At 62.3% G+C, this 26,701-nt stretch carries 22 protein-coding genes and 1 pseudogene; 10 read left to right on the plus strand and 13 right to left on the minus strand.

The genetic code is table 11. The annotated features are described in order from the left end of the window. Nucleotides 1–42: 42 nt before the first annotated feature. The 3 genes and pseudogenes from MUN80_RS18190 to MUN80_RS26275 all read left to right on the plus strand — a co-directional run bounded on the left by MUN80_RS18190 (nucleotide 43) and on the right by MUN80_RS26275 (nucleotide 2,494). Nucleotides 43–753, plus strand: coding sequence for a M48 family metallopeptidase (locus MUN80_RS18190; protein WP_244714955.1), 711 nt, complete (start codon nucleotides 43–45; stop codon nucleotides 751–753). Nucleotides 754–904: 151 nt separating this feature from the next. After that, nucleotides 905–1,396, plus strand: a pseudogene (locus MUN80_RS26225) (ATP-binding cassette domain-containing protein); the annotation flags it as partial. A 471-nt stretch (nucleotides 1,397–1,867) separates the two neighbouring features. Then, the gene (locus MUN80_RS26275) at nucleotides 1,868–2,494 is read left to right on the plus strand and encodes an ATP-binding cassette domain-containing protein (RefSeq protein WP_445991642.1); all 627 of its coding nucleotides are present in this window, start codon (nucleotides 1,868–1,870) and stop codon (nucleotides 2,492–2,494) included. Here MUN80_RS26275 and MUN80_RS18200 read toward each other — a convergent pair. Beyond that, entirely contained in the window at nucleotides 2,481–3,260 is a 780-nt protein-coding gene (locus MUN80_RS18200) for a hypothetical protein (protein ID WP_244714959.1), read from the minus strand. The genes MUN80_RS26275 and MUN80_RS18200 overlap by 14 nt on opposite strands. Nucleotides 3,261–3,382: 122 nt before the next feature. Further along, nucleotides 3,383–3,754: a DoxX family protein gene (locus MUN80_RS18205; protein ID WP_244714961.1), complete on the minus strand. Its 372-nt coding sequence runs from the start codon at nucleotides 3,752–3,754 to the stop codon at nucleotides 3,383–3,385. 158 nt (nucleotides 3,755–3,912) lie between these two features. On the opposite strand from MUN80_RS18205, the gene MUN80_RS18210 reads away from it, so the two are divergent. The 3 genes from MUN80_RS18210 (at nucleotide 3,913) to MUN80_RS18220 (ending at nucleotide 7,122) form a co-directional block, all read left to right on the plus strand. Next, nucleotides 3,913–4,332, plus strand: coding sequence for a winged helix-turn-helix transcriptional regulator (locus tag MUN80_RS18210; RefSeq protein ID WP_244714963.1), 420 nt, complete (start codon nucleotides 3,913–3,915; stop codon nucleotides 4,330–4,332). A 223-nt stretch (nucleotides 4,333–4,555) separates the two neighbouring features. Continuing rightward, the gene (locus MUN80_RS26025; RefSeq protein ID WP_262922017.1) at nucleotides 4,556–6,520 is read left to right on the plus strand and encodes an OmpA family protein; all 1,965 of its coding nucleotides are present in this window, start codon (nucleotides 4,556–4,558) and stop codon (nucleotides 6,518–6,520) included. A gap of 149 nt (nucleotides 6,521–6,669) precedes the next feature. After that, nucleotides 6,670–7,122, plus strand: coding sequence for a DUF5991 domain-containing protein (locus tag MUN80_RS18220; protein WP_244714965.1), 453 nt, complete (start codon nucleotides 6,670–6,672; stop codon nucleotides 7,120–7,122). A gap of 18 nt (nucleotides 7,123–7,140) precedes the next feature. Here the strand turns inward: MUN80_RS18220 and MUN80_RS18225 are convergent, their stop codons facing one another. From MUN80_RS18225 to MUN80_RS18250, 6 genes are all read right to left on the minus strand, one after another. Continuing rightward, complete coding sequence (locus MUN80_RS18225) at nucleotides 7,141–8,598, minus strand: MBL fold metallo-hydrolase (RefSeq protein WP_244714967.1); 1,458 nt, start codon at nucleotides 8,596–8,598, stop codon at nucleotides 7,141–7,143. A 212-nt stretch (nucleotides 8,599–8,810) separates the two neighbouring features. Then, complete coding sequence (locus MUN80_RS18230; protein ID WP_244714969.1) at nucleotides 8,811–9,920, minus strand: pectate lyase family protein; 1,110 nt, start codon at nucleotides 9,918–9,920, stop codon at nucleotides 8,811–8,813. A 457-nt stretch (nucleotides 9,921–10,377) separates the two neighbouring features. Further along, complete coding sequence (locus MUN80_RS18235) at nucleotides 10,378–10,848, minus strand: hypothetical protein (RefSeq protein WP_244714971.1); 471 nt, start codon at nucleotides 10,846–10,848, stop codon at nucleotides 10,378–10,380. Next, nucleotides 10,848–12,581: a M28 family metallopeptidase gene (locus tag MUN80_RS18240; protein WP_244714973.1), complete on the minus strand. Its 1,734-nt coding sequence runs from the start codon at nucleotides 12,579–12,581 to the stop codon at nucleotides 10,848–10,850. The genes MUN80_RS18235 and MUN80_RS18240 overlap by 1 nt, the downstream gene beginning before the upstream one ends. 205 nt (nucleotides 12,582–12,786) lie before the next feature. Next, nucleotides 12,787–13,614, minus strand: coding sequence for a hypothetical protein (locus tag MUN80_RS18245; RefSeq protein WP_244714975.1), 828 nt, complete (start codon nucleotides 13,612–13,614; stop codon nucleotides 12,787–12,789). A gap of 107 nt (nucleotides 13,615–13,721) precedes the next feature. Beyond that, a complete protein-coding gene (locus MUN80_RS18250; protein WP_244714977.1) occupies nucleotides 13,722–13,946 on the minus strand; it encodes a hypothetical protein in 225 nt (74 codons plus the stop codon). A 190-nt stretch (nucleotides 13,947–14,136) separates the two neighbouring features. Here MUN80_RS18250 and MUN80_RS18255 point away from each other — a divergent pair, with 190 nt between their 5' ends. Next, nucleotides 14,137–17,616: a PAS domain-containing hybrid sensor histidine kinase/response regulator gene (locus MUN80_RS18255; protein WP_244714979.1), complete on the plus strand. Its 3,480-nt coding sequence runs from the start codon at nucleotides 14,137–14,139 to the stop codon at nucleotides 17,614–17,616. Nucleotides 17,617–17,698: 82 nt separating this feature from the next. On the opposite strand, the gene MUN80_RS18260 is transcribed toward MUN80_RS18255, so the two are convergent. Further along, nucleotides 17,699–18,133: a LytR/AlgR family response regulator transcription factor gene (locus tag MUN80_RS18260; protein WP_244714981.1), complete on the minus strand. Its 435-nt coding sequence runs from the start codon at nucleotides 18,131–18,133 to the stop codon at nucleotides 17,699–17,701. 309 nt (nucleotides 18,134–18,442) lie between these two features. On the opposite strand from MUN80_RS18260, the gene MUN80_RS18265 reads away from it, so the two are divergent. Continuing rightward, complete coding sequence (locus MUN80_RS18265) at nucleotides 18,443–18,718, plus strand: hypothetical protein (RefSeq protein ID WP_244714983.1); 276 nt, start codon at nucleotides 18,443–18,445, stop codon at nucleotides 18,716–18,718. 73 nt (nucleotides 18,719–18,791) lie between these two features. Here MUN80_RS18265 and MUN80_RS18270 read toward each other — a convergent pair whose 3' ends face one another. Both MUN80_RS18270 and MUN80_RS18275 read right to left on the minus strand, forming a co-directional pair. After that, complete coding sequence (locus MUN80_RS18270; RefSeq protein WP_244714985.1) at nucleotides 18,792–19,283, minus strand: ankyrin repeat domain-containing protein; 492 nt, start codon at nucleotides 19,281–19,283, stop codon at nucleotides 18,792–18,794. Between the two features lie 74 nt (nucleotides 19,284–19,357). Next, nucleotides 19,358–20,473 (minus strand): VWA domain-containing protein, encoded by a 1,116-nt coding sequence (locus MUN80_RS18275; RefSeq protein WP_244714987.1) that lies wholly within the window; start codon nucleotides 20,471–20,473, stop codon nucleotides 19,358–19,360. 506 nt (nucleotides 20,474–20,979) lie between these two features. Between MUN80_RS18275 and MUN80_RS18280 the strand changes: the two genes are divergently transcribed. After that, nucleotides 20,980–21,657 carry a DUF1919 domain-containing protein gene (locus MUN80_RS18280; RefSeq protein WP_244714989.1) on the plus strand — a complete coding sequence of 226 codons (678 nt, stop codon included), beginning with the start codon at nucleotides 20,980–20,982 and terminating at the stop codon, nucleotides 21,655–21,657. Nucleotides 21,658–21,972: 315 nt separating this feature from the next. Beyond that, nucleotides 21,973–24,621 carry a M1 family metallopeptidase gene (locus MUN80_RS18285; RefSeq protein ID WP_375373962.1) on the plus strand — a complete coding sequence of 883 codons (2,649 nt, stop codon included), beginning with the start codon at nucleotides 21,973–21,975 and terminating at the stop codon, nucleotides 24,619–24,621. 77 nt (nucleotides 24,622–24,698) lie between these two features. Here the strand turns inward: MUN80_RS18285 and MUN80_RS18290 are convergent, their stop codons facing one another. Together MUN80_RS18290 and MUN80_RS18295 are read right to left on the minus strand one after the other, a co-directional pair. Continuing rightward, nucleotides 24,699–25,235 (minus strand): peptide deformylase, encoded by a 537-nt coding sequence (locus MUN80_RS18290; RefSeq protein ID WP_244714991.1) that lies wholly within the window; start codon nucleotides 25,233–25,235, stop codon nucleotides 24,699–24,701. Nucleotides 25,236–25,246: 11 nt separating this feature from the next. Beyond that, nucleotides 25,247–26,674, minus strand: coding sequence for an amidohydrolase family protein (locus tag MUN80_RS18295; protein ID WP_244714993.1), 1,428 nt, complete (start codon nucleotides 26,672–26,674; stop codon nucleotides 25,247–25,249). Nucleotides 26,675–26,701: the final 27 nt, after the last annotated feature.

Below are 26,701 nucleotides of genomic sequence, written 5' to 3' on the forward strand. Positions count from 1 at the left end.
ACCTGGGCTGCGCTACGTTTTGTTGGTTTCCTTCTTTTCCGAATGCCCCAGTTGCTTATCGACGACCTGCGTATCGAGGTCGTCCGCAAGAATATTCGCAGCCTGCGCCTGACCGTATACGCCCCCGACGGGCGGGTGCGGGTAGCCGCCCCGCTGCGCACAGCCGATGCCGCCATTCACGCTTTCGTATCGGCCCGCCGTGCCTGGATTCGCAAGCATCAGGAGCAGTTTGCCGCCCGGGAACAGCCCGCCGAACTGGAATACGTATCGGGCGAAACCCACTTCTACCAGGGCCAGCCCTACGAATTGCGTGTGCACGAAACGGCGGCCGGGCCGCTGCGGGTAAAGCTGCTGGAAGACGGCTTTCTGGACTTATTTGCCCCGGCCGGCAGCACGCGGGAGCAGCGCGAAAAAGCCCTGCACAGCTGGTACCGGGCCCGCCTGAAAGAGCAGCTCCCCGCCCTGGCGGCCCGCTGGGAGCCGGTGGTGGGCAAGCAGGCGGCGGAGTGGGGCATCAAGCTGATGCGCACCCGCTGGGGCACCTGCAGCATCCGGGCCCGCCGCATCTGGCTCAATCTGGAACTCATTAAGCAGCCCCCGCACTGCCTCGATTACGTGGTAGTGCACGAGCTGGTGCATTTGCACGAGCGGTTGCACAACGCCCGCTTCTGGGGGTTGATGGACCAGTTTATGCCCGACTGGCAAGTGGCCAAGCAGGCCCTGCGCTCTGTCCACCTCAAACCCTGCGGCTAAGTACGCCCGTGCCGCATTTCCGGAAAAAAGTTACTTTTGGCCCGTTAACCACCTACGATTCGCACTTGTAATAGCCCGTTTCTTCCGCCGCAACCCGAGTAGCCCGCCCTTTGTGGCCGCGCTATATCCGTGTACTCCTTCGAAGAAAACCGTGCTGGTATTACAGAATCTTAGCTACAGCCATCCAAATCAGGATGTGCTCTTCGACGGCCTGCAGCTGGCCCTCGAACCCCACCACAAGAGTGCCCTAGTGGGCAACAACGGCGCCGGCAAGTCGACGCTGCTCCGCCTCCTGGCCGGCCTGCTGCCGCCCACGGCCGGGCGCATCAGCACCGATAGTGCGCCATATTACGTGCCCCAGCACTTCGGCCAGTACAACCATCTGACCCTGGCCCAGGCCCTGGGCGTGGCCGACAAGCTTACGGCCCTGCACCAGATTCTGGCCGGCGAGGCCACCGAGGCTGCTATGGCCGTGCTCGACGACGATTGGACGCTGGAGGAACGCTGCCACGAAGCCCTGGCTTATTGGCAGCTCGCGGCCTTGCCCCTGACTCAGCCCCTGGCCGAGCTCAGCGGCGGGCAGAAAACCAAGGTTTTCCTGGCGGGCCTGAACATTCACCGGCCCGAGCTGGTCTTGCTCGACGAGCCCAGCAACCACCTCGACACGGCCGGCCGCCAGCTGCTCTACGACTACATCCAAACGACTAGCAGCACCCTGCTGGTGGTAAGCCACGACCGGCAGCTGCTCAACCTGCTCGACTCGGTATACGAGCTCAGCCCGCGCGGCCTGACGCTCTACGGCGGCAACTACGACTTTTATGCCGAGCAGAAGCAGCTCGAAAACCAGGCCCTGGCCCAGGAAGTGCACAGCCGGGAAAAGCAGCTGCGCAAGGCCCGGGAAGTGGCGCGCCAGGCGCTGGAGCGCAAGCAGAAGCAGGATGCCCGGGGCCGCAAAAATCAGGACAAGGCCGGCCTGCCCGCCATTGTGCTCAACACCATGCGCAATAACGCCGAGAACAGCACGGCCCGGTTGCAGGGGCAGCACACCGAGAAAACCGGCCAGTTGGCCCAGGAACTCACCGACCTGCGCCGGGAGCTGCCCGCCGCAGATAAAATGAAGTTTGGCTTCGACAACTCGGCCTTGCACGCGGGCAAAGTGCTGGTGACGGCCGAAGCGGTCAACTTCACGTATCCTGTCGGCCCGCCGCTCTGGCCCCAGCCACTAAGCTTACAGATTCGGAGCGGGGAGCGAATTGCGCTGCGGGGCTCCAACGGCGCGGGCAAAACCACCCTGATCCGGCTACTGCTGGGCCCGGCCGCGCCCACCCAGGGCACGGTGCAGCGCGCCGCCTGCCGGGCTGTGTATATCGACCAGGATTACTCTCTACTGCCCGCCCAAGGCACACTCTACGAGCTGGCCCAGCACTTCAACCAAGCGGCCATGCCCGAGCATGAAGTCAAGATCCGGCTGGCCCGCTTCCTGTTTGGCAAGGACACCTGGGACCAGCCCGGCCAGAGCCTGAGCGGGGGTGAGAAAATGCGGCTGGCCTTGTGCGGCCTCACCCTGAGCCAGCAGGCTCCCGATTTGATTGTGCTCGACGAGCCCACCAATAACCTGGACTTACAGAACATTGCCATTCTCACCGCAGCCCTCAACGAATACGCCGGCACCCTGCTGGTCGTCTCGCACGACGCGGCGTTTCTGGCCGATATCGGCGTGGCCCGCACTATTGCTTTGTAGGGGGTTGGGGCCGGGCGGCCCGGTGCTTGACCTGGGCTACCTCGTCATCGAGCCGCCCCACGATGCTGACGGGCTGGGGCAGGTCTTCGCGAAAGGCGAAGCCGTGAAACTGCCCGTAAATGCGCTGGTTGACTTCCCGGGTCAGGGCCGAATCCAGCTGCAGGCCGCGGGCAGTGTGCTCGTAGAACAGCAGCGGGTTGTAGCTGGTCACGGGCTGCCCCGAGGGTTCCTCCCAGGTTTCGAAAAAGCTTCCGTAGCCGGCAAATTCCAGGGCGGGGTCCTGGTCAAGGTTGGCGGCCGGGGCCACAAACACCGGCACGTCGTGCTGGCCCGCCAGCTTGCCGCCCCGGATTCGGAAAACCCGGCCCCGGCTCATGCCCGGCCGGCCGTTCACTTCGACCAGCAGGTCGTGGCCGCCGGCTGGGTTGCGAAGCAGAATCGGGTAGAATTTCTCGTTGAGCTCGTAATCGGCGCTGGTATCCCGCACCAGCACCCGGCCATCCTTGAGCAGCGTGAGCGAGGAGAATAGGACAAAGTCCTCCAGCTCTTCGGCCTTCCGCAGCTGCAGGCACAAGCCATCCGGCAAGGACACCTCCCGCACCGCCGCGCCGGGGCCCGGCGGAATTTGGGGGTTGACCGGAGCCCGCCGGTCGGCGGGCTTCGGCACAGTTGGGGGCGCACTGAAGCTCTCATTCCGGCCGCCGGACTCGCAGTTGACCAGGCCAAGCACGATAGCGAGAACAACAAGGATTCGGGGCGGGAGCATAGGGGCCAACTAGGCCGCAAACATAGCAAAAGTTGCCCCGGCCCCACCCGCCTTGTCTGGCCTCGTGTACCGTGACTCCGGCTTTTTTCCTGCTGTCCGCCGGCCTGCTTGCGCTTACTGCCTTAAACCGCTGCCTCGCTCACCGGCAGAAACGCCGACCGGTCGCGCACGAAGGCGGCAATCCAGACCAGGCTCAGGATAACGGCCGCGGGCACGGCGGTGTGGGCGTGCGAGAGGTCGACGGCAATGGCCCCGGCGAAGTAGCTGGTGAGCAGCAGCAAGCCCAGCTTCATGGTTTTGGGGTAGATAAACAGGGCCGTAAATATGAGCTCCATCAAACCCAGCACGGGCATGTACTCCACCATGTGGGCTGCGGTGAGGCCTTGGCGCACTTCTTCGGCGCCGGTGAGCTTCATGATACCGCTGGCAATAATCATCAGGGCGGGTACGGCCGTAACCAGGCCAGTAAGCAGGGCTTTCTTGTTGAGTGGCATAGCAGTAAAGGGCAGCAGATGCCCGGTTGTCTCCGGCCGTCGATGGCCGGGGAAGTAGTGTAAAGATGGCGCCAGCCGGGTATAATCCGGATAGTGGTTTCCCAAAGGATACCGGTATCTTGGAAGCTACCTACCTGATTTCTAACGACCTTTCGCTCATGGTTTACCCTCCGCCCCACACCTCAGCCGCTACCTGCACCACGGCCATGCGCTCCGTGCGCGACGCCCTCGACTTACTTGGCGGCAAGTGGAAGCTGCCCATCATCCTGGGGTTGAGCGAGGGCCCCAAGCGCTTCAAACAATTGCAGCGCGACGTAACGGGCATCACGGCCAAAATGCTCAGCAAGGAACTCAAAGAACTGGAAATGAACGGCCTGCTCACCCGCCACGTCCAGGCCGACACGGTGCCCGTGGCCGTGACCTACACCCTGGCGCCCTACGGCACAACGCTCTACCCCGTCATCGGGGCCCTGCACAACTGGGGCCAGCTGCACCGCCACCGCATCATGCACACGGGAGAAGACGGGCACCCGGCTCCCAGCGTACCCGAAGCTGCGGCTGTACCCAACGTGGCGTAGTGCGTTGGCAAAACCGGTTTTCCAGGCTGGCCTTGCTGGGGGTAAACTCCGCTGCACATTGAAATAATCCGGGACGCATACCGTATAAAAAGAATATCAGCAGCTAGGAAAGAGGATTATAGCCGGAGAGCAGCAAGTAAAGTAGCGTAACCTTGCTTACTTTTGTGGTTTCCATTGGTTCTTCTCCTGCATTCCTCCGGCTTCGGCCTTTCTCTGCCTGCCTATGAAGTTTTTGCTGACGCTGGTACTGACCGTAGGCTGGCTGAAGCTGTTGGCGCAGGAGGCTCCGGAATCCCGGCAGACGTATACCGACGGGAAAGGCCGCTTCCAGCTCAGCTACCCCACGGCCTGGCAGCGGCAGCGCAGCGAGGACCGACGTCAGGTGGCCTTTTACGCCGGCAGTGCCCGGCAGCACCCCATCGTAACGCTCACCATACGCCCCGACGGGCCGCCCGCCGCCCTACTGGGCCGTCAGGATTCGGTGTGGAGCCGCATTCAGCACCTTTCCCGGGCCCAGGTGCTGCGCCTCGAACAGCACGAGGCCACCGACTACGCCGAGGTCCGCTACCACTACACCTTCGCGCCCGACCAGAGCTCGGCCGACCGGACCCGGGTGCTGGGCCGCCGGCTCTGGCACAACGGAACCGAGTTTGACCTGGAGTACCGGGCCGCCGACCAGGACAACCGGTACTTGACCGAGGCCGAGGAGCTGGTTGAGTCCTTCGACTTTACCCAAGCCGCCCCGGCCGCGGCTTCCCCTACCGGGCAGTGCGACGACAAGATGTACGGCATTGCGGCCCTGCGCATTCGCGGCGACCTGTGGGAAGATGACTGCCGCACGATTCACGAGTTTAGATCCAACGACCTGAGCGCGCCGCCCAGAATTCACCGCAACGTGCTGCCCTTTCAGTCCTATGCCCTGGCTAAGGGCTTCGACAACTGCCTCTACTCGGTAACCAAGGCCCCCACCGACGCGCCCGAGTACGTGTACCGCTACAACCCGGCCACCCGCCAGGGCCAGTACACCACCTGGCAGCTGCCGGCCCAGGGCCCCGAAACCGTCTGGATATCCGGAGCCACCGACGAACAGGGCAACCTCTACTTCAGCACCGCCGACGCGGGCAAGCTCGTTAAGATTGACCCGAGCACCGGCACGATAACGGTCGTGTGGGAATCGGACCCGCTGCGCAAGGCCGCGTATTATCCCCAAATCGGGTTTGCCGGCGCGGGCTCCCACGGCAACTTCTGCCTCGATGATACGGGCAACATCCTGCTGGTATACAGCACCGACGGCAGCCTGCTGCGCGTGGATGGAAAGACCTTGCAGCCCGCCGCCGAGCCCATTGCCCTGCAGGGCCTGCCCAAGCGTGGCGGCTACAGTGACCTGCTGCTCCAACAAGACGAGCAGGGCAACCGCCGCCTCTACCTGGCCGGCCCCAAAGCCCTGTACCAGGTGGATCAGGAACGCCGGCAGGTGCGTTTGGTACGGCGCGGTACCTATACCGACCTGGCCGGCTGCAACCTGTTTAAGGCCAGTGCAGCACCCAGCACTGCCGCAGCCCCGGCCCCGTCCGCCCCGGCACTGGCCATCTGGCGGGGGCGGGTGCTCAATGGCATTACCTTTCAGCCCCTGGCCCAGGCCCAGGTGCGGCTGGGCCGGCCCGATGGGGGTGAAATCAAGGTACCGCTCACGCCCCAGGGCACGTTTGCCATTACCGCCGAGCCCGGCCTGACGTACTCGGCCCACATTCAGCTGCCCGGCTACCTGGCCCTCGACAGCACCTACACGCCCCCGGCCGGACCCTACGTGCAGGACGTGCTGCTGTATCCGCTGGCCGTGGGCTCGACCTTGCCGCTCGACAACGTGCAGTTCACCCAGGGCCAGGCCGTGCTGCTGCCCTCGTCCTTCCCCGCTCTCGACCAGCTGGTGACGCTCATGGGCAAGAACCCGACGATGACCATCGAGCTGCGGGGCCACACCGACAACCAGGGCGACCCGCAGAAAAACGTGGTGCTCAGCCAGGAACGCGTGGCCGCCGTCAAGACCTATCTGGTAGAGCACGGTGTCGGGTCCCCGCGTATCACGGGTATCGGGCTGGGTGGGGCTCAACCCCGGGCCAGCAACGCCCGCGAAGCCACCCGCCAGCTCAACCGCCGCGTGGAAGTCCGGGTGACGGGCCTGCGCTAAATAGGAAAGCCCCTGGCCGAGGTAGCTAGGGCCGGTTTCGGTAGATTTACCACTAGGAGCAAGGACTTGCACTGGTCGTAAAAGCCGGGCTAAACCCGGCCAACGGCGGCGGTTTTTCGTTGGAGGTAGTTCACCTCACCGCTTTGTTTATGCTGCCCTTCCTGCTGCGCTTGGTCGTCTGGTTACCCTTCATTGCTGCCCCTGCGCCGGACCAAGGTCTGCCGAGCTGGGCCGGAACCTACACCTACGAGGAAAAGCCGGTGAAAGCCCTGGCCGATTACAGCATGGCCATGAGCTGGAACCTGACGCTGCGGCCCCAGGCTGGCAGCCTCGGCGGCAACCTGGAAGTAAAAGGCCAGCAGACGTTTATGAAGCTGCAGGTGCGGGTAAGCGGCACACCCCAGGATGCCCAGGTGATTTTCGTGCGCGGCCTGGAGGGCACCGGCTATGAGCAACTCAAGCCCGGCGCCGTGCTTTTCCGCCTGCACAAAGACCCCAAAGGCAAGCTGCTGACGTACTGGGGCAAGCTCCAGCCCCGCCTGACCGAAACCTACAAGGACGGGCAGCCGTGCTTCGCGCGTACTGCGGCAGTGCGCCCGTAGCGCGGAGTGTCGGACTACTTACTTTACCTGCATGGCCTGCTCCAGCTCGGCGAAGGGAATAACGGTCTTCACCCCATAATCAGCGACGGGCCAGGACTGCACCACGGTTTCGACGGGCAGCTTCAGGGCCTGCAAGGCCTGGTAAAGGCCCGCCTGCCGGGCGCTGGCCTTGCGCGGGCCGCCCTCCCGCTTGATCCAGACCAGGTCGTCTTCGAATAAGAGCTTCTCGCTGGGAAAGTAGTAGATCAGGTAGTCGTTGGTGTGGGCCGACTGCTGGCCGATGCAGTGAATCTGCATCGTAAACTGGCCGTCGGTAATAGTTTTACTGGTCGTGACTTCCTCGAAAGCCAGGGGCCGGGGGCGGCGCTGCAGGCTGTCGGGCTGCAGGGTGTGCGGGGCCCCGGCTAGGTAGCGGGCGTAATCGGCCGTGCCGGGTCCGCCGAGGATAGTAGCGCCCTGGGCCACAAAGGCCCGCAACCCGCCTAGGTAATGCGGGTGGTAGTGCCCAAACACGAAGTACTTGATGGGCTTGCTGGGAGCAATTTTGCGGGCCTGCTGGATGATATACTCTCCATTTTCGCTGCTCAACGGCGCTTCGGCCACCACCAGAAAGTCCCGAAACTCCACGATGAGCACTCTGTCATCCGTGTGGGCAAGGTTGAGCAGGTGCAGATTGGGCCGGAAGTGCTCCAGGGTGCTCATAGGCAGCGGGGGCTTCACGGCGGCCACCTGATACCCGGCGGGCCGCTCTAGCAACCCTGGGGCCGCTGCTACGGCAGTCACATTGCGTACCGTTACCGTGTCCAGCACCTTGCCGTTGATTTTGGCCACAGCTACCGTGCGGGCAAAGCGCAGTGGTCTGCTCGGGGTATAGTCCTGGTAGGTAAAGGTGGTGAGCACGTCGCCAAATAGCTCGTCGTGGCTGAGTACCTGCACGCGCTCCACCAGCTGGTCGGCCTTACGGATCAGGACCGTAACCTGGGCGCCCGGTAGAGTTGTGCGGTAGGCTGCTAGGCCGGCGGGGGCCGTAGCTTCGGCGTGGGCGTGGTGCTCGCGCAAATAACCCAGCAGCAGCACCGGTGAGTAGCGGGCCGAGCTTACCAGCTGGGCGGCCAGCCGCTCGGGCGTGGCGGGGGCCACATCCTTTTCCCCGTAGTCCTGAAACAGCACTTCCCCGGCTCCCACCTGGGTCCGGGAGTAGTACGTTTTGGTGCCTTGGGTCAGGGTATCCTGGCGCAGGAAGCGTTGGCCACTCAGCCAGGCCGTACCCTTCTTGTCGTACGTCGTGGCTTGCCAGGGGTACTGCTTGTGCTCTAGCTCGTTGGTCGTTTCGCGGTAGGAAAACGCGGCGTACTTGTCCTTGAGGCCGGCGCCCTGTTGCTGCCAGCACTTTTCCAGGTAGTCGGTGGGCTTGGCCGCCAGCCCGGGCGAAGGTAGCAGCAGCAGACTGACGCGCAGGAGCACAGGAAACTTCATATCAGGAAGGTAGCCGTGGGGTAAGGAGCCGACTACAGCCGGGCCGCCGTAAGTTGCAGAAAAAGACCAAACGGCGCACTATTCCTTCGTTCCGGCCGGAGCGGCCAGGGCCCAACAGCCATTCAGGCCGCCGGCGAACTACTGCGCCGACGGCCTGAAGATCTTTCTCACGAGCTAGGCAGAAGGCGGCAACCGCCCTAGCTGGCCTCAGCCTAGATACCGCTGTTGACGCAGGTATTGCCCCCCACGGTAGCGCCAGCGCCATTCGAAGCCGTGACGGCCGACTTCACGTTCGAAGCCGCCAGTACCGACAGGGTATAGGGCGGAGTGAAGGCCGTTTTGCCGTTGCCGGCAGTGTTGCCCGTCACGTTGGTAAAGACGTTGCCGGTGACCTGCACGGCCGTGGCATTATTAGCCATCAGGTCGATGGGGCGGTTCATGTTCTCGAACACGTTGTTCTGCACCAGCAGGTTGGCCTCGAAGCCGGCCATTACCCCCGAGGTGCTCACCGAGCTGCCAAACAGGTTATTCACTACGTGAACTTTGCCAAACCGCACGCGGGGCATACGGGCCACGCAGCCCTGGGCCCACCAGCAGCGGGCGAAGGTGATGCTCAGCTTGCCCCGGTCGCCGGTGGAGGTATCAGAGGAGCCAATCAGGTTGGAGAAGCGGTGGTCATCGGAGCCGCCGGGACCATCCGGGCGGGGGGATTTCAGATAGGCAAACTTGGTCCAGGAGACGGTGATGAAGTCGGCTGTGTTTTTGAAGTCGAGGTTGCCGTCCACCCCGTCGCGGAACTCGCAGTGGTCAATCCAGACGCGGGTGCAGGCGTCGACGGTGGCATTGTCCCAGCCGTCGACGTCATAAGCCCCGGGCCCTTCAAAGACCAGGTTGCGAATCACGATGTTGGAGCAGCGCTTTACGTAGATGATGCCCGACCCGTCCTTGGTCTGGTCGGCCGATACGAGCCGGGCCCCGGCCGAGCCGAAGAGGGTTTTGTTGGTCTGGTCCTGGAAGGAGATCCGTCCGCCCGAGGGAATGGTAATCGTACCGTTGACCTGCACCACCTTCACGGCCGAGTTGGTAATGGCGGCTTTGAGCTGGTCGTAGGTCGTCACGATGGTGGGCGTGGCGGTACCGCCGCCGTTGGTGCCGCCGTTTTGGGCCGCCCAGCCTTTGGCCGTGCAGGTGGCTTCTACATCGGCTGAGGAGGAGACTGGGGCAGCAGCGGGAGCAGCCGGAGTGGGGCTGCTCGTGTCGCAGCCGGCCAGCAGCCCGGAAAAGGATAAAAGCGCGGACGCGAGGAACGTGTTGGTTTTCATGGGGAATTTTGGTGGTTGGTGGAAGCCCGCCACGGTCATGGCGGGTACTCAGGGCGAGGCAATAGGCATTTCACACGGATTGACCTTGGCTAGAAATTCCCTCGGGCTGTCCGGCCGGAACGCAGCGCCGCGGTATCCTACTCAAATCCAACTACATGTAAAATATTCCATCAACGTACGCCTTTACAACCACACTAAATCCGCGAATACCACTATAAATCAATGCAAACGTTGCCGGGAACGTTGTCAGAGAATACGTAGCAAGTATCAAGCAGATTACTCTCCGGCACCAGGGCAGGAAAGTCAACTTCAAACGGGGGGCTAGCTTGCCAGGTAGAGGCTGCCCGATACGCAAACCGCCGCGCCCTTCCCGGAGGAAAAGCGCGGCGGTACCGACAACAAGGATTAAAGAAGGGCGCGTACCTGAGTTGTAAGGACTAGCTGACAACTTCTCTTCCTACTTGAAATACTCAGCCGTATAATACATCTGGTAAGGCGTCGGCACCAGCCTATTGAAACGCTGCACGAAGGTGTCAAAGAACCTGACCTTCTTCTTGTAGATATCCGTCACCCGCATGAACTCACCTTTATATAGCACGACACGGTAGCTGATGTCATGCAAATTGCTGATGCGGGCAGGTTCGTACTTATCCCGAATGGAGGACAGATAGATTTGGTCGAAGGGTGCCAAAAGCCAATTTCGTTCAGTTGGGGTCAGCCTTCTTGTGTACAATGTATCTGTTGCTCCCATTGAAAGGTCTTTTACAACCAATGAGTCAGCCGTAATGGTGTAGTGCTGCTCCGTTCCCAGATAGGCAAACACATCGATGCGTAAGAGGGTGACCTTTTGTGGCTTCTTATATCCTTTATGCTGGCCTTTAACCAAGCCGGGCAAACTCAGCAGCAGGATAAGCAGCAGCGACTTCACTACTTCCCCATACTCTTGTCCCGCGCGGCTTTAAACTCTGAACCGGCTTTCCACTGCGGGAACGTAGCCTCGGCGGCCAGGCGCTGCCCCACGCGCCAATACAGCTCGGCGTCCTGGGCAATGCCCGAGAGGTCCCAGCTGGGGTCCATCTGGTCGGCGGGCTTGTGGTACATGTTGGTGGTGTAGTTCTGGCGCTGCTTGGCAATGGCTTCCTTGCCGCCGCTGCGACTCTCGAAACCGCCGCTGGCGTAGAGCGAGGGCACACCCACGTGGGCAAAGTTGAAGTGGTCGGAGCGGTAGAACATGCCGGTTTCGGGCGTCTGGTCGGGCAGCACGTAGCGGTCCTGCTCCTTGGCCGCGGCGCGGGCGTAGTCCTCCAGCTCCGACTGCCCGTAGCCGATAACGGTGAGGTCCTTCATCGGGCCGTAGGGCCAGAGCATGTCCATGTTCAGGTCGGCCACGGTTTTGTTCAGCGGGTAAGGCGGGTGCTGGGCGTAGTAGGCCGAGCCGAGCAGGCCCTGCTCCTCCCCGGTCACGGCCAGAAACACGATGCTGCGCTGGGGCTTGGTGGGAGCCTGCTGAAACGCCTGGGCAATGCTGAGCAAGGCGGCCAGACCAGTACCGTCGTCCACGGCTCCGTTGTAGATAGAGTCGCCGGCAATAGCTTTGCCAACTCCAAAATGGTCCCAGTGAGCCGAATAGATGATGTACTCTGAGGCCCGGGTAGTGCCGGGCAGCACGGCCAGCACGTTCTTGCTGGTCTGGCGGCGCAGCTTGTTCTGAATGCTACCCGAAAGGGTCAGGCCACCCAAAGCCCGGGGCTTGAAGCCTTTCTTATTGGCAGCGGCATAGAGCTGGTCGTAGTCCTGGCCGGCCGCCGCAAACAGCTTTTTGGCCGCGTCCATCGTGAGCCAGCCTTCCAGGGCGCATTTGTCGGCCCCTTTGTTCGGGGTCTGGGCGCGTAGCTTGGGGCTGGTGGCCCCGCTGAGCACCACGCTCCAGGGGTAGGCCGCGGGCTTGGTATCGTGGACGATGAGCACCCCGGCGGCTCCGTGGCGGGCGGCCTCCTCGTATTTATAGGTCCAGCGGCCGTAGTAGGTCATGGCTTTGCCCTTAAACATCGTGGTGTCGTTGCCCGCGTTGCCGGGGTCATTCACCAGAATGACGACCGTCTTGCCTTTCACGTCAAGGCCGGCGTAATCGTCCCAGCCGTACTCGGGGGCCGTCACGCCGTAGCCGGCAAACACCAGCGGGGAGTTCGTGACGGTTACTTTTTCCTTCTCCTGCTGAGTAAAGGCCACAAAGTCGGTCTTATACTGGAAGCTCAGACTTTGGCCCTTGCCCTTGATTTGCAGAGTGCTGGAAGGCGTGCCGGTAACCTCCACCATGGGCACGGCCTGGAAGTAGCTGCCATCGGGCCCGGGCTGCAGCCCGAGCTTCTTGAACTCCTGGGCCAGGTAGGCCGTGATGCGCTCCTCCCCGACCGTAAACGGCTTGCGGCCCTGCATCTCGTCGGAGGATACGGCCTGCAGGTACTGGCCAATGGTAGCGGCCGAAATGGCGGGTGCGGCCGTACCAGATGTAGCGGCCGCCTCGGCGGGGAGCTGAGAGCCGGCCGTAGACGAAGGCAGCATGGACGTGGCGGCTGGGCGAGTCTGGCAGTTGGTCAGGGCCAAGGCCAGGAGGCTGGCAGGCAGCAGCTGACGCCAGGAAAGGAAAGCGGAAACAGACATAGAAGAGCAGCTAGGATACACAAGGGGCCACCGCACCGCCGCGGCCGGCGAGCAACTTACGACATCGGGCCCACATTGGAAACCCGGAAAGCAGCTCCGGGTTCAGCCCGAAACCCACCCGAAGCACCCAAGGTGCGCCCCGAAGGCCGCCCCGAAGAACCCGTCCGGCTGCTCCCTCCCTTAGCCCGCAGCCGGGAGCAAGCAACTACACCTCGTCGCACTCCGAGGCGATGCGCACGAAAAGCTGGTCGAATAGCCGGTGCTGCCGGGCACTAACTTCCACGCGGGGCACCGATTGATTCGCGCAGTTCGACCAGCCGAAAGTCAGCAGGTCAATCTTGGCATACGTAAGCCAGTCGGCGGCAGCGGCGTGGGCCAGGTAGGTGGCCTTGAGTGCCTCCGGGTCCGCATTGTTCCGGAGTTTCTGCTCCACCAGCTCTTGCCAGTCGTGGCGGATCAGGCTGTCGTTGTGGGCCGCCAGACCGCGCACAAACTGGTGGCAAGCCGCCGGATACGGGGCCCCCAGCAGCAGCTCCGGCTCGGTAAAGCCCTGGATGTAGAGGCGGGTTTTGCGGTAATCGGCCTCCAACTCGCGCAGGCGGGCCTGTTTGAGTTGCTGCCACACCGGCTGCGGCACTACTTCTAGCGCTAGGTAGTGCCGGCGCCGCTTGGCGTAGTTGGCCTCCAGCGAATCCAGGCGCAGGTTTCCCAGGCTAGCGGGCCTAAAGACGGTTGAATAGTAAGTTAGCAGCGCCTCGTTGTTGAGCACGTCCCAGGTGCCCCGGAGCTGGGCCGGCGTGTAGCGGCGTGGGTCATACTGCCCCGTATACCGGCAAACGTCGGACTCCCAAACGTAGGTTGCCAGCGTATCGAGGGCCGGGGCTGGTACCGGGGCAGCAGGCTCAGGCGTTGGTTGCGCCGCAGTGGGGGCCGTCGGGTTCGGGGCAGAAGTGTGCTCCGCGGGTTGGGAACAGGAAGCCGTCAGTAGGGCTGACAGGCAGCTTGTAAGTACGAAAGAGGGAAAACGAGGCAAAGCGGCGCAGGCAGGAACCGGTGACAGAATATAACTTCTGCCAAATATAGAGAGCCAACTCCGTTTCGCCGGCCGGCGCAGGTACCCGCTTTGCCTCGTTTTGGGGGTTAGAAGCGGCTCCGGCTGCCGTTGGCTTTGCGCGTGAGCTGGGGCAGGCGAAATACCTTCTTGCTCCGGTGGCGCTTGGCCCCGCGGTAGAGTTTATAGTTGGGCCGGTGCACGTACATCCGGCCCCGGGCCTTGGCCCGGGCATAGGCGCTGGGTCGGGCGGCCTCGGCTTGCCCAGTCAGCAGAAACAACACAACGCCAATCAGCAGCAGCACTTTATTCATCACAGAAAAGGTTGGTGTAAGAGGTAAACTGCATTTGCCGGCAAAATATTGTTTAGCCGTACTCGGTCCCGCGCTTTTGGCCGGTTCCTGGCTCCGAGGGGCCTACTGGTCTCTTGAAGTTGGCTGCTGCATTTGTTGCCTTGTATATTTATCTTTTATTGCGCCTTTCTCCTTCCGCTCCCGCCGCTCTATGTCTGCCCTTTCTGCTCCTCCCGATTCCCTTGCCGCCGAACTAGAACAGGAACGGGCCCGCCGCCAGCGGGCCGAAGCCCGCGTGGCCGAGCTGGAACGGCAGCTGGCCGACAGCCAAGCCACGGCCCACCGCTCCCGCACCCAGCTGGCGGCCGTGGTGCAAAACATGCGCCTGGGCTTTATGCTGGTCGACGACAGCGGGCGGGTGGAGCTGGTCAACCAGCGCTACTGCGAGCTGTTTGGCCTGAGCGAAGTGCCCGGCGAGCTGCACCAGACCACCGGCATGGCCGTGGCGGCCCGCATTTGCCACAACTTCAAAGACCCTGCTTACTACCTGGCCCAGGCCGGCGCCATTCGGCAGCGGGGCGAGTCGGTGCTGAACGAGGAACTAGAGCTGGCCGACGGCCGGGTGCTGGAGCGCGACTATCTGGTGCTCGACAACGTGATGGCCGGGCGCCTGGTGTGCTACCGCGACGTGACCGAGCGTTACCAGCGCGAGGCCCAGCTGCGCACCGTCTCGCTGATTGCCGAGCAGAACCCGAACCCGGTAGTGCGCCTCACGGCCACCGGGGAGCTGATTTACGCCAACCCAGCGGCAGTCGGGCTGGTAGCGGCCCTCGATACGGAGCCCGAGCTGCGCCCCCAATTGCTGAGCCTGGTCACGACGGCCCTGGCCACGGCCGGCACCCAGCGCCAGGAAATAGCTGTGGGCGCCCAGCATTACCTGTTGCAGGTAGCCCCCGTGCCCCGGGAGCAGTACGCCACCCTCTACCTGGTCGATATTACGGCTCGCCGCCAGGCCGAGCAGCAGCTGGCCGAGCAGCGGGAGTTCTACGAAGCCATTCTCAAGGAGCTGCCGGTGGGTGTTTCCGTGTTTGATGCCCAGCACCGCTACCTGTTTGCCAACCCCAACGTGACCCAGAACGAGGAGCTGCGCCAGTGGCTGATCGGTAAGGACAACTACGAGGTAACCGCGTACCGGCAGCGCCCCCGGGCTCTGGCCGAAGAGCGGCAGCGCCAGTTTGAGCTGGCCCTGACCAGCCACCGCGACGTGCACTGGGAAGAAACGGTGGAAGACCAAAATGGCACGAGCTACGTGCTGCGCCGGTTTCACCCGGTGTTCAATCCCGACGGCAGCCTACGCATGATGGTAGCCTACGGGCTGGATGTGACCGAGCGGCGCCAGGCCGAGCAGCAGCTGGCCCGGCAGCGCGAATTCTACGAAACCATCCTCAATGAGCTGCCCGCCGACATCGGCGTCTTTGACACCCAGCACCGCTACCTCTACGTCAATCCGGTGGGCATCAAGAATCCGGAGGTGCGGGCCTGGATTATCGGCAAGGACCACTTCGAATACTGCGCCTACCGGCAGCGCCCCATCGAGCTGGCCCTGCAGCGCAAGCAGATGTTTGACCAGGTCATTGACGAGCGGCGCCACGTCACGCAGGAAGAAACGATTCAGACGCCCCAGGGGCCGCGCCACATGCTGCGCCTGATGCAGCCCGTGTTCGGACCCGACGGAGCCGTGCGCCTGATTGTAGCCTACGGCCTCGATATTACGGAGCGCCACCAGGCCGAGGTGCGCCTACAGGAGCAGCAGGAATTTATCCGCCAAGTCGTGGATACCTCGCCCAACCTGCTTTACGTGACCAATGAGCAGGGCCAGGCTGTATTCAGCAACGTCAGCTTTGCCGATATCCTGACTCGCAGCAACCACCGTCAGGTGCGCGAAGCCGATGATACGCCCGAAGCCCAGGAGCTGCGCCAGCTCACCGAGTGGAACCGGGTGGTACTGGCTACCGGCGACGAAATTTCGGGGGAACTGCCCTTTACCCTGGCCAATGGCCAGGTGCTGCAGCTGCAGGTGGTGAAGCGCCCCTTGCGGCGCCCCCACGGCGAGATGGAAGTCCTGACCGTGTGCACCGATATTACGGAGCTGAAGCGGGCCAAGCGCGAGGCGGAAGCGGCGGCCACGGCCCGGGAAAACTTCCTGGCCAACATGAGCCACGAGATTCGCACGCCCATGAACGGAGTGCTGGGCATGGCCGGCCTGCTCACCCGCACGCCCCTGACCGAGCAGCAGCTCGAATACGTGAACATTATCCGTAACTCGGGCACTCACCTGCTGGGCCTGCTCAACGACATTCTGGACGTGGCCAAAATCACGTCAGGCAAGCTGGAGCTGGAGCGGATTCCCTTCAACCTGAACCAGACCCTGCAGGCCGTAGGCCAGACCATCAGCTTCCAGGCGGCCAGCAAGGGCCTGAGCTTCAGCATCGAGGCCGTGGCCACGGCAGCCGAGCCAGTGGTACTCAGCGACCCGCAGCGCCTAAGCCAGGTCCTGCTCAACCTGCTCAGCAACAGCCTCAAATTTACCGAGCACGGCGGCATCACGCTCACTGGCAAGGTGCTCACCGACTCGGCCCAGGACCTGACCGTGAGCTTTTTGGTAACCGACACCGGCCTGGGCGTGGCCCTCGACAAGCAGGAAAGCATCTTCTCGACCTTTACCCAGGCCTACGCCGACACCAGCCGCCGCTTTGGCGGCTCGGGCCTGGGCCTGAGCATCAGCAGCAGCCTGGTCGAGCAGCTCGGCGGCCACCTGCTCATGTGCAGTGAGCCGGGCCAGGGCACGTCCTTTGGCTTCACACTGACCTTTGCCAAGGCCGGGGCCGAGGAAATCCGGGCGCTGCAGCAGGCCACCGTTGAGGAGGATCTGGCGGCGGCCGTGGAAAGCGTGCGGGGCCTACGGGTGCTGCTGGTGGAAGACCACGACGTGAACCGGCAGCTGGCCCAGCTGGTGCTGGAAAGCTACGAGGCGGTGGTGGAAACGGCTGCCGACGGCGCCTCGGCCCTGGCTTTGTTTGAGCGCAACGTGTACGACGTGATTCTGATGGACATCCAGATGCCGGGCATGAACGGCCTGGAGGCCACGGCCCGCATCCGCCAACACCCCGACGTAGCCCGGGCCCAGACGCCCATTATTGCCCTGACGGCCAACGCCTTCCTGGCCGATAACGAAAAGTACCTGGCTGCGGGCATGAACGACTGCCTGGCCAAGCCCTTCGATGCGGCCGAGCTGGTGCGCAAGATTCTGGCCCTGCACCGCGCCGATGCCCGGCCCGCCCACCCGCTGTTTGCCCTGACCGACCTGGAGCGCACGGCCCGCGGCAACGCGGCCTTTGTGCAACGCATCCTGGAGTCGTTTCTGACGCATACGCCGGCCGTCGTCAGCCAGCTACAGGATGCCGCCGCTGCCGCCGACTGGCCCCGGGCCAGTGCCCTGGCGCACCGCATCAAGCCTTCCCTAAAGCTGCTCATGGCCCAGGAGCTGCTGCCCGGCATTGCCACGCTCGAAGACCCGGCCGTGGCCCCCGATGCCCGGGAAGCGGCGGCTCAGCAGCTGCTGCAGCTGTTGCCCCAGCTCTTATGGCAGCTTCAGCACTACGTGAGCAACCCGCCCCTAAACCCGGCGTAAGGGCACAGCGCCAAAGCTCAGAAACAGCAGCGGCCCGCTCCCGAAATCTTGGGAGCGGGCCGCTGCTGGTTTATTCAGAACATTATACCAAAGGCCGCATCGACGTGCGGTTGGCCTGCTTAGGGTCGGCCAGCACCACGGCTCGCACCCGCTCTACGGCCTGCAGAAACCGCTCGTAGTCGAAGGGCTTGACCAGGTAATCGGCCACGCGCAGCTCGAAGGCATCCCAGGCGAAGGTTTCGTGGGCCGTGGTGAGAACTACCTGCGGGGGTTCGGGCAGCAGGCGCAGCATATCCAGGCCGCTGAGGTCGGGCATTTCCACGTCCAGAAACAGGACGTCGACGCGGCGGCCGGTGCTGAAGAAACTGAGGCCCTCCACGCTGCCCGATAGAGAAGCTTCCAGCTGCAGCTGCCCGCTCATAGCTACATAGTGTTCCAGAGTAAAGCGGTTGATTTCTTCATCATCCAGGATGGCACAAGTCAATAGGCGGGGTTCGGCAGGACAGGAAGCAGACATAACGCGGAATAAAAGCGGGATACTTCGGCCTAGGCAGGACAACGAAGTAATTTGTTTCCTCTAAATCTATTTAAAGATAACCAGGATACAAAGGTAAAGGAATAATGAAAATTTTCCACCGGAGCTCTCCTTGTATACCCAGCAGCGGCCTGTTGCCATCCTAAACTCCTATTTTACTGGCAACGTCCTACCGCATAACCGTTTAGTAACCTGAACAGCAACTCGAAAGCCTGAAACCGTAAAAGCATCTTTTCCATTACCCCTTCCGGGCCCGAACCGTATAGCTACTAACACCAACCGCGTAAGCTGATGGAATCTCCTTATTTTAAACCCATCCCTGCCGACTTACCCGAAACGGAAGCTGCTGCCCGCCTCAAGCGCCAGCGTCACGCCGAATGGGGTATTGCGGTGGCCTCCATGGGAGGAGCCGGCCCCAAGCCAGAACTGCTGCACGAGCTGCAGCGCTATATCGACGGGGAGCTGACAATCGAGCAGATTGCCCAGCTGCCCTACTCCCCGGAAGTGCAGAAGTCCCCGGCCATTCAGGCCATCCTCACCCGCGAGCGACTAAGCAGCGCGGCATAAGAACTCCAGCAAAAAGCCCGGCCATCTGGTCGGGCTTTTTTGTTTGTAGCAGGATGCAGAATCTATACAGGCTTCAGGCCTGCTGGGCCTGCAGCAGCTGGAAGGCCTCCTCATTGCCCTGCTGCACAGCCAAATCCAGGGCCGTCAGGCCGCGCACGTCGCGGATGCTGGTATCGGCGCCGGCCTCAAGCACGAGCTTGACGAGCTGGTTGCGGCCAAACAAGGTGGCAAACATCAGGGCCGTGCCGCCGTTGCCGTTCTGCAAATCCAGGTTGGCACCGTGCTCTAGCAGCAGGCGGGCAATGTCGGGGTAGCCCTTAAAGCAGACGCCCATCAGGGCTGTGTTGCCGCTCACGTCCTGCACATTGGGGTCGGCGCCGGCTTCGAGCAGCACGCGGGTGGCTTCGAGGTGCTCGTCGTAGGCGGCCACAATCAGCGCGGTAAAGCCTTTGCCGTTCTGGGTGTTGACGTCGACCTGGGTGAGCAGCTGCTGCAGCTGGGCAACGTCGCCGCGGCGGGCCGCATCAAACAGCAGGTCTTCGGGGCGGGAAGAGGAAAATTCCATTGGAGTATAAGCGTTACGAATGAGTTGCTGGAGCATACGACCAAAAACCGGCCGGGGATTAGCCCCCGGGCCGCTTAGCGCACAAACGTGCCCAGGTCGCGGCCCTGGATAGCGGCGGCCATCAGGGCCGGAAACTGGTCGGGCGTGCAGGCAAAGGAAGGAACCCCGAGGGCGGCCAGTTGTTCGGCCATACGCCGGTCGAAGCCGGGGGAGCCTTCGTCGCTGAGGGCCAGCAGAGCCACCAGCGTGACGCCCGCAGCCTTGAGGGCGGCGGCTCGCCGGAGCATTTCGGCCTCGTTGCCGCCTTCGTACAAGTCGCTGATGAGCACCATAATCGTATCGGCGGGCCGGGTAATGAGCTGCTGGCAATACGTCAGGGCGCGGTTGATGTCGGTGCCGCCGCCGAGCTGAATACCAAAGAGCAAATCCACCGGATCCTGCAACTCCTGGGTGAGGTCGGCTACGCTGGTATCGAAGACCACCATGTGGGTTTTGACGGCCTTGAGCGAGGCCAGCACTGCCCCGAACACCCCGGCATACACCACCGAGGCGGCCATAGACCCACTCTGGTCTACGCAGAGCACGATTTCCTTCAGGGCCTGCCCGCGCCGGCCGAAACCCACCAGCTTCTCGGGAATCACGGTTTTGTAAGCCGGCTGGTAGTGCTTAAGATTGGCCCGAATCGTGGCCGCCCAGTTGATTTCCTGGTAGCGGGGGCGTGGGTTGCGCACGGCCCGGCTCAAGGCGCCCTGCACGGCCTGCCGCAGGGGGTTGGCTAGGCGCTGCTCCAGGTCGTGGACGACGCGCTGCACCACTTCCCGGGCCGTGTGCTTGACTTTGGCGGGCATCACCCGGCCCAAGGACATGAGCAAGCCCACCAGGTGCACGTCGGGCTGGACGGTGCGCAACACTTCGGGCTCCAGCAACAGCTGCTGCAAACCCAGGCGCTCCATGGCGTCCTTTTGCATCACGGCCACCACCGAGGAAGGAAAATAGCGGCGGATGTCGCCCAGCCAGCGACTGACTTTGGGGGCCGAACCGCCCAGTCCGGCCTTGCGCTCGGCCTGCTCGCTGTCGTAGAGGGCGGTCAGCACCTGGTCCATGTGGCCGTAGTCGGGGGAAAGCGGGATGTCGTTGTCGGCGTCGGCAGGGGAGCCGAGCACGAGCTTCCAGCGGGCGGCGTTGCTCATGAGAAAAAGAGGGAACTGGCAGTGGCGGATTGGCGGTACTTCCGGCTCTTCACCGAAACGGGCCCTTGAAAGTACGGATGAACTACCGCACTAGCAGGTATTGGCGTTTTTGACTACGTCAAGACGCTTCGTAATCGCAGGACAACGCTCTTACCAACGGCAAAGTAAAAGCCCTGCCGCAGACCGGGGCTTTTTACTTTGTTTTATCTCCTAGCCTGAACGTGAGGACTGATTCAGCCGGCCAACGGCCGCCGTCAAACCTAACGCCTCTATTCTGATTGAATAAATACTCGACATTTTAAGCACCTGTTATACCTATATTTGCCACCCCTAATTGCCGCCCGCTATGTTCATGGGGCGGTTTGAAGCACATTCATACCATCTACTTCCTAGAGCTTACGTATAGTTGGCGGCGAACCGAGTTTGATCAACCAGTGTGATTGTGAGAATGGCGAGTACTCGCCCAGGATACAAGAGCAGCATTACACCCCTACAAAGTAAGCTTCATGAGTTACTTCATCGACCAGCGCCGGGAGCGGCTGGGCCGTATTATCAACCGTCGCCGCCTTAAAAACAAAACCTTTACGATTATCTCCAATGACTGCTGGGGTGCTGAAGTATACAAGCACTTTAACCTGCCCTTCAATACGCCTTTCATTGGGCTGATGCTGGCGGCCCCCTGCTACTTGAAGCTCGTATCCAACCCGCAGTATTACCTGGCGCAGCCCCTGGAATTTCAGGCCGAGTCACGCTATGAATCCATAACCGCCTTACGGGCCCGATGGCCGCACTATATTCCGATTGCCACCCTGGGCGGGGAGGTAGAAATTCAATTTCTGCACTATCACTCCGATGAGGAAGCCCGGGACAAATGGACCCGGCGGGCGCAGCGTATAGACTGGAACAACGTCTTTTTCAAGTTTGATGGCAGCAAAGACCAGGCAACTCCGGAGTTGGTGCAACAGTTTGACCAAATCAAATTTCCCCGGCTAACCTTATTGCGGGCCCCCCAGCCCGGCATTCAATCGGCCGTTGTGGTACCTGATTATGTAGAAGACGGTCTTAAGCTGTTTGAGCGCTCCTTGCCGCGCTTCGACCTGGTGGGTTGGCTCAACGGGGGTGATGTGCATACCACTCCCATAACCAGCCTCTACAACAAAGTCTTTTTCCCGAAAGTGTGGTAACAGGCGGGGCAACAATTGCCGTGCTATCGAATCACCTCTGCAACCCGCCTGCTGCCGAAGGATAAGCACCTCTTGCTCAAGGAGCTTGGCAACTTTTCGCCGCCGGAGCCCACCCCCCGACCGCTATTGCAAGAAAGCCCTACCCCCGCCGGTCAGGGCTTTTTGCGTAGGCTCTACTAGTGAGCCGAAGCGTAATGACGGGCATTTCAGGGCGCTGATGCCCGCTACACTATTCCTTTCCACCCTTCTTTCGGTGTTATTTTGCCGGTGATTGGGAAAGAGTCACTGTCCCGACCAATTACCGGCAAAAACTGCGTGAAAGCACCAAAAATCACCCTACTCCGGCCCCTACTGGCAAACCGCCAGCTATACAGCACGACGGCGCGCGGGGCCAGCTTCGGCCTGCTGCTCGGCCTGCTGGGCTGCACCGCAAAGCTGGCCCCGCCGACTGCCGCCACCACGCCCGTCGCCGTGGCGCCCGGCGTGAGCCTGGAGCTGGCCCAGGACCGGGCCCGGCGTATTTCCCGGGTCACGTACGCGCTGCAGCTGACCATTCCGGCCCGGAAGGCCGAGCCGGTTCTGGCGACCGAAACCGTCGGGTTTCAGCTGGGCGACGCCTCCCAGCCCGTGCAGCTCGACTTCAAGGAGCAAACGGCGGCGCTGCGCACCCTGACGGTTAATGGAAAACCGGTGGCCATTGAGCACCACGACGAGCACCTGATTTTGCCGGCGGCCTGCTTGCAAGCGGGCCGGAATGAAGTTCGAATTGACTTCGTGGCCGGCAACCAGAGCCTGAACCGCAACGAGGAATTTCTCTACACCCTGCTCGTGCCCGACCGGGCCCGCACGGTGTTTCCGGTATTCGACCAGCCCAACCTCAAGGCCACGTTTACGCTAAGCCTGACCTTGCCTAGAACCTGGCACGCAATAGCCAATGGCCCCCTGCAGGATTCGACCGTAAGGGCCGAGAGCAAAACCTACCGTTTCGCCCCTTCCGACACCATCAGCACCTACCTGTTCTCGTTTGCGGCGGGCCGGTTCACCCCGGTAAATAAAACCCTAAACGGCCGCCCGATGCAGCTGCTGCACCGCGAAACCGACGCCGACAAGCTGCGCCTAAGCCTGAACCCCATCTTCCAGATTCACGCCGACGCGCTGACGTTTTTGCAGGATTACACCGGCCTGCCCTACCCCTTCCGCAAGTTCGACTTCGCGGCGCTGCCCGACTTCCAGTACGGCGGCATGGAGCACGTAGGCGCCATCGACTACAAGGCTAGCACCCTGTTTCTGGACGAAGGTGCCACCCAGGACCAGCTGCTGGCCCGCTCCAACCTCATTGCCCACGAAACGGCCCACATGTGGTTCGGTGATTTGGTAACCATGCAGTGGTTTAACGACGTGTGGATGAAGGAGGTATTTGCCAACTTCATGGCCGACAAAATCACCCAGGTGGCCGTGGCTGGCTCCAACTACGACCTCAAATTCGTGGTCGACCACTACCCTGCCGCCTACGGCGTGGACCGCACCCAGGGAGCTAACCCCATCCGGCAGGAGCTGGCCAACCTGCAGGATGCCGGCTCGCTCTACGGCAACATTATCTATCATAAGGCCCCCATCATGATGCGGCAGCTGGAGCGGCTCATGGGCGAAGCCGCCTTCCGGGACGGGCTGCGCGAGTACTTGAAAACCTACGCCTACGGCAATGCTACCTGGCCCGACCTGATCCGCATCCTGGACGCCCGCACCCCGGCCGATCTGCAGGCCTGGAACCAGGTATGGGTGAATCAGCCCGGCCGGCCCGTATTCGACTACCGTATCTTAAGGAATGAGGGCAGTGACCGGCTTAAGCCTCTTCTGACTATCTCTCAACAAGCCGAAGACGGCTCAGAACGACTCTGGCCGCAGGAGTTTGAAGTCCTGATTGAATCGGCGAGTGGCAAGCAGCGGCAGCTAAGCGTGAAAATGGATGACAGAGAAAAGCGTGTCTGGCTCCCGTTTGTACCGCGTCGTATTGTGTTCAACAGCACGGGCGTAGGCTACGGCGTATTTCCGGTTGAGCCGGACCTTCTGCCCGAACTCACCAAGCTGACTAGTCCCGTGACGCGTGCTGCCACCTACGTGAACCTGTACGAGAACATGCTTCGCGGCGTGGTTGTCAAGCCCATGGAACTGCTGGACGCCTACCGCCAGGTCCTGACCCGTGAGCCGGAAGAGTTAAATCTGAAGCTGCTCACGGGCCAGGCCAGCGTCATCTTCTGGCAATTCCTCAGCCCGGCACAGCGTCGGGCCGTAGGGCCAGGCCTGGAGCAGGACCTGTGGGCGGCTATACAGAAAAACCCGGTACCCAATTCCAAGAAGCAGCTATTCAAAACGTATCAGTCGGTGGCCCTGACCAAGGAGGCCCAAAACCGGCTCTACCAAATCTGGCAAGCGCAACAAGCACCCGTCGGGGTAAAGCTGACCGAGGACGACTACACCGCCCTGGCCCTGGCCTTGGCCGTGCGCGACTACCCCGCTGCTCAACCCATTTTACCCGCGCAGCTGGCCCGCATTCCGAATCCCGACCGGCAACAGCGCCTGCAGTTCCTGATGCCGGCCCTGGCGCCCGAGGCCAGTACCCGCGACGCATTTTTTGCCTCCCTGGCGCAGGAACGGAACCGTGAAAAAGAGGCCTGGGTTGTCACGGCCCTAGGGTATCTGCACCACCCCCTGCGCGCAACTACCTCAGAAAAGTACCTACCCCAGAGCCTGGCCCTACTGGAGGAAATTCAGCAGACCGGCGACATTTTCTTTCCCTACTCCTGGCTGCAGGCCACGCTCAGCAGCTACCAGACGCCCACGGCTGCCCGCACCGTGCGCGAGTTTCTGGCCGCCCACCCGCAGTACAACCCCAAGCTCAAAGCCAAGATTCTGCAGGCGGCTGATGATTTGTTTCGGGCTGAAAAGCTGGCCCAAACGCCTTAATTGACGGTGAGTGTTTGCTCAGAATGCCAGCCGAAACACTGGCTACCCAAGTTAAACTACTGAGGTAAGATCCTCATTTACCGCCCGTATGGGCTATCGGCCTTAAACTGCCGCTCAAACTCCTGGCGGGAGCAAATGCTATTCACGTCGGTGAGGCGGTCCAGGGCCAGAATGCCGTCCAGGTGGTCCATTTCGTGCTGGAGCAGTTCGGCCAGGTCGTCTTCCGCCCCAGCGTGGGCTTCGTGCCAGTGCCCCTGCAGGTCCTGGTAGCGCACCTGAATCCAGGGGTAGCGCCGGACGCGCATAAAAATCGACAGAAACGAGAGGCAGGCATCCCAGACTTCCATCGTGTCGGGGCTGTGGTCGATAATGCTGGGGTTAATCAGCGGCCAGACTGGCTGGCCCGGCAGGCGCAGCAGAATTACGCGCTGTAGCACCCCGATCTGCGGGGCGGCAATGGCGCGGCCGTACCCAGTCGTTGCGCGCCAATGGGCCACGGTGTCGGTCAGGTCGGTTACAATATCCGCCACTTCGGGTGCGGTGGGGTCGGCTACGGGCGCGGCTACTTGGCGCAGCAGCGGGTGGCCCAGCTGGAGAATAGTACGAACGGGCATGGCTCGAAACGTTAGGGATTCTTGACGGCCTGCACCAGGCGGCGCAGCTCCGGCGCGGTGTAGAGCCGGCCGCGGGAAACGACTGCCTGCACCCGGCGCAGATGGCTGATATTTTCCAGCGGATTCTTATCAAGCAGCACCACGTCAGCCTCCTTGCCCACGGTTATAGTGCCGGAGCGTTGGTCGGCTTTTAGAAACCGGGCTCCGTTGATGGTGGCCGCCTGCAGGGCCTGAGTGGGCGTCAGGCCGGCTGCTACCATGAGCTCCAGCTCGCCCAGCAAAGACGTGCCCGGGTACACGTAGGAGTTGGAAGCGCCGCTGTCGGAGCCGGCCAGCAGCGTCACGCCAGCGGCCTGCAGTTGGGGCACCAAGCTCGTAAACCGGGCTCCGAGCTGCTGGTTGAAAGCCCGGGTGGCGGGACTTTGGGCCCGGGCCCCGGCCAAACGGCGGGCGTACGTGCGCTGAATACTGGGCGCAATGTAGGCCAGCATGGTGTCGCGGGCATGGTCGGTGGAGGGCAGCTCGGTGAGCAGCTTCTGGATGAAGAGCGTGGGCACCACAGCCGTGCGCCGCTGCTTGAGCAGGCGGTAGGTCTGGGCGGCCACGGCCGGGTCGTAGGTGCGGTACACGGCGGGCAACACGGCAAACAGGCCCAGGGGCTTGCTCGTTTTGAGGCTGGCCTGCACGGCCGCCGTGATGCTGTCTTCCCGGTTGGAGCAGGCTTTAAGAAGGTAGTACAAATGTTCGGTGGCGTCGAGGCCCTGCTCGGCGGCTTCGCGCAGGGTCACGGTGTAGGGCATGTGGCCGGTGGTAGTCAGGCCCCGTTTTTCGGCTTCAGCAATGGCACCCAAAAACGCCTCCCGCGAGATGGTGCTTTCGTAGAGCTTGACGTAGTCGACGCGCAGCTTCTGCAACGAGTCTAGGGCCCGGTTTATCTGAGCGGGCGTTTCGATTTCCAGGGAGCCGGCCCAGAAGGCCTTGGGCCCGTCGAGCTTGGGTCCGGAGGTAAAAATACGGGGCCCGGCCAGCTGCCCGGCCGCCAGTTGCTCGCGCCAGCGGAAAATGTGCGGGGTCAGGTCGCCGCCCGCGTCGCGCACCGTCGTGATGCCGTGGGCCAGGTAGAGCGGCAGCAGATTGCGGTTGGCCGCAGCCAGGGAGTCGCCGCCGCGAAAGTGCACGTGCATGTCCCAGAGGCCCGGAATCAGGTAGCGGCCCCGGGCGTCCACGGTTTTGGGAGCCGCCATGGGGCGGGCCTTGCCCAGGTAGGCGATGCGCCCGTCCCGGATTCCCAGGGTTTGGTCGGGGCGCACCCGGCCGGTTTCCACGTCCACCACGTTGGCGTGGGCAATAATGAGGTCGTAGCGCTGGACCCTCGGCCCGGTGAAACCAAAGAAAACGGCCGCCAGGGCACTGGTCAGGCAGAAGAGGCGAAATTTCATGCGACAAGGAAAGCAAGAGCGGAGCCG

Source organism: Hymenobacter cellulosivorans (assembly GCF_022919135.1).
Classification (GTDB): Bacteria; Bacteroidota; Bacteroidia; order Cytophagales; family Hymenobacteraceae; genus Hymenobacter; species Hymenobacter cellulosivorans.